This is a genomic window from Pseudoalteromonas sp. Z1A6, from assembly GCF_011378745.1.
GTDB lineage: Bacteria > Pseudomonadota > Gammaproteobacteria > Enterobacterales > Alteromonadaceae > Pseudoalteromonas > Pseudoalteromonas arctica.
Genome location: NZ_WTKW01000430.1, coordinates 1 through 3,123 on the forward strand (window position 1 = coordinate 1; position 3,123 = coordinate 3,123).

The following is a 3,123-nucleotide window of genomic DNA, read 5'->3' on the forward strand; positions in this document are numbered from 1 at the left end:
ATCAATTGGTCGATGGTTCAAATCCATCATAACCCACCATTCTATGAAAGTTTTAATCGGCGGATTTACGCAGCTTTTTACAAAGCAGATTTATATTAGAGCGGGTCATTAGCTCAGTTGGTAGAGCAGTTGACTTTTAATCAATTGGTCGATGGTTCAAATCCATCATGACCCACCACTCTCTAATACTTTCCTTTATATTCTTTTTTAAATTCCCATTCTATTTTTTATAAACAGCTTAACTAGTTTGCTGTTATTTATGTTTATATTCTCGTATAATTCGCCCTAATTAATGCACTGTAGATAAGTGGTCGAGAACATGAGTCTAGCTCAAACTATTATGCCTGAAGGTTATATTTTCCCCCCTAAGCCAGCACCGTTAACAAATGACGAGCAAGGCGAATATAAAGCGCGTATAAAACAATTACTAAAAGATAAAAATGCAGTACTTGTTGCACATTATTATACCGATCCTGAAATTCAAGCACTTGCAGAAGAAACCGGCGGCTGCGTTGCCGATTCGCTAGAAATGGCACGTTTTGGTGCACGTCATGATGCAGATATGATCATCGTCGCGGGCGTGAAATTTATGGGCGAAACAGCCAAAATTTTAACGCCAAATAAAACGGTTGTTATGCCAACGCTTGAAGCGACGTGTTCGCTAGATATTGGTTGCCCGATAGACGAGTTCTCAGCGTTTTGTGATGAGCACCCTGACCGTAAAGTGGTTGTGTATGCAAACACCTCTACCGCAGTTAAGGCGCGTGCAGATTGGATTGTAACCTCATCATGTGCACTTGAAATAGTAGAGCACCTTGATGAGCAAGGCGAAAAAATCATTTGGGGCCCAGATAAGCACCTTGGTAGTTATATTCAAAAAAATACCGGTGCTGATATGCTTATGTGGAATGGTGCATGTATCGTACATGACGAATTTAAAACTAAAGCCTTAAAAGATATGAAGGCGCTACACCCAGATGCAGGCGTATTAGTTCATCCTGAGTCACCAGCAGAAATTGTTGCACTTGCCGATTCGGTTGGATCTACGAGCCAATTAATTAAAGCTGCGCAAACAATGGACAATAAAAAGTTTATTGTAGCAACCGATCGCGGCATCTTTTATAAAATGCAGCAACTATGTCCAGATAAAGAGTTTTTTGCGGCTCCAACGGCAGGTGAGGGCGCTTCATGTAAAAGTTGCGCACATTGCCCTTGGATGGCAATGAATGGCTTAAAAGCGATTGAGGAAGCCCTCATAAGCCCTAAAGGTAAAGAAGTATTCGTTGATATGGATTTACGCGAAGGCGCACTTAAATCCTTAAATCGCATGCTTGAATTTACTGCGAGCATGGCTAAGTAATTTTAAAAGTATAAATTAAAACGGTTAGGTCTTAGATTTAGCCGTTTTTTGTGCCTATAGATAAGCTATTGCTTGATAAGTAAGCATTTAAAGGCTCATATTTAAAAATGCCTTGCACCTTAAGGGTCTATTTCATACTATAGCGCGCTGTTGCATTACACAATTGCAGTACTGTGGAGGGATGGCTGAGTGGCTGAAGGCGCACGCCTGGAAAGTGTGTTTAGGTTTATCCCTAACGAGGGTTCGAATCCCTCTCCCTCCACCATTATTATTAGAACCCAGTTACTAATATCGAAAGGTATTAGTAACTGGGTTTTTTAATGCCTTCGCAATGACTAACTATTAACTAAATAGAGTGTTGATAACATGCTTACAAGCTCATGTTTTTCAATTGGCTTTGAAACGTAACCATCAAATAACTGTCTGTATATATCTTTTTGCTCTGTAAAAACATTAGCAGTTAACGCGATAACAATTTGTTCGTTATTAAGCGCCTTAATTTTTTTACATGCCTGAAGACCATCCATTTTAGGCATTTGAATGTCCATAAAAATAATGTCTGGCTTGTGTGACTCGTATAATGAGATTGCTTCTAAACCATTGTTGGCAATAATAATGGTGGCTTTTGTAGGCTCAAGCATCGCAGATGCAACAAGCTGATTTATTTTATTATCTTCAGCTAATAAAATAGTTTTTCCAGATAGGTCAGGAAGCTCAACATTTTTTGTTATTAATGTGCTTTCATCAATCTGTGCTTGTTTTAATGGTAAGTACACATAAAACTGACTACCTGAATTTAATTGGCTTGTTACTTTAATTTCTCCATTCATTAAACCTATTAATGATTTAGTAATAGGTAAGCCAAGACCTGTACCGCCATATTCACGCGTAGTTGATTGCTCTGCTTGTTCAAAGCGCTCAAACAATCGCTCTATAGCCTGCTCAGAAATTCCAATTCCGGTGTCTGATATACAACAACATATTTTGTTTTCGTCGGTTAGCCTAAACGTTACTGTAACGCCACCCTGCGACGTAAACTTAATCGCATTAGATATTAGGTTTAAAAATATCTGTCTGAGTCTAACGGGGTCGCCCACCCAATACTTATGCTCAATATTAATTATAAATTTAAGGTATATATTTTTATCACTGGCTTGCAGGCCAAGATCAGACTCTAAGTGGTGAATAAGTTCAAAAAGGTCGAATGATTTATATTCTAATGAAAGCTTCCCAGCTTCAATTTTAGAAAAGTCGAGGATATCATTAATAATAGTGGTGAGTGAGCGGGTCGAATAAAGTGATTTTTTTAAATACTCTTTTGATTTTTCATTCAATGGCTGCTCTTGCAGTAACTGTAATGTACCTAGTATGCCATTCATAGGTGTGCGTATTTCGTGACTCATATTTGCTAAAAATTCAGATTTAGCTTGTGATGCCTGTTCAGCTAATTCTTTAGCATGTCCGAGAGCTTGTTCGTGATTAATTTGTTCGGTCAAATCGTATGCTACACCCAAATATCCAACAATTTCATTTTCGTTATTTAATAAAGAGGTAACACTTATATTAACTTGTATGTGCTCGCCTGTAGAAGAAATGTATGTCCACTGATTGATATCAGGCTCTGTAGAAGTTGCTTTTAAGATAAACACTTCAAAACCAGGGAAAACAGGTTCATTTAACTCTGCACTAAGCTGTTTGGCTTTTTTTATAATTTCTTCTTTTAAATGAAAAATACCCGGATTTTCAATTCCAATAACGTCTTT

Annotated in this window: 2 protein-coding genes and 2 tRNA genes; 3 read left to right on the plus strand and 1 reads right to left on the minus strand. The window is 37.8% G+C overall.

Annotation, left to right across the window (positions count from 1 at the left end):
• Positions 1-102: 102 nt before the first annotated feature.
• The 3 genes from GQR46_RS18105 to GQR46_RS18115 all read left to right on the plus strand — a co-directional run bounded on the left by GQR46_RS18105 (position 103) and on the right by GQR46_RS18115 (position 1,625).
• A tRNA-Lys gene (locus GQR46_RS18105) sits at positions 103-178 on the plus strand.
• Between the two features lie 141 nt (positions 179-319).
• Complete coding sequence (gene nadA / locus GQR46_RS18110; RefSeq protein ID WP_007580396.1) at positions 320-1,360, plus strand: quinolinate synthase NadA; 1,041 nt, start codon at positions 320-322, stop codon at positions 1,358-1,360.
• Between the two features lie 175 nt (positions 1,361-1,535).
• Positions 1,536-1,625, plus strand: a tRNA-Ser gene (locus tag GQR46_RS18115).
• Between the two features lie 70 nt (positions 1,626-1,695).
• Here the strand turns inward: GQR46_RS18115 and GQR46_RS18120 are convergent.
• Positions 1,696-3,123: ATP-binding protein (locus GQR46_RS18120; RefSeq protein ID WP_165741891.1), on the minus strand; the 1,428-nt coding region annotated here is incomplete at its 5' end.

What these genes read in the sequence shown, in the direction of transcription:
- nadA (WP_007580396.1), top strand. Translation starts at nt 320, where the DNA reads ATGAGTCTAGCTCAAACTATTATGCCTGAAGGTTATATTTTCCCCCCT.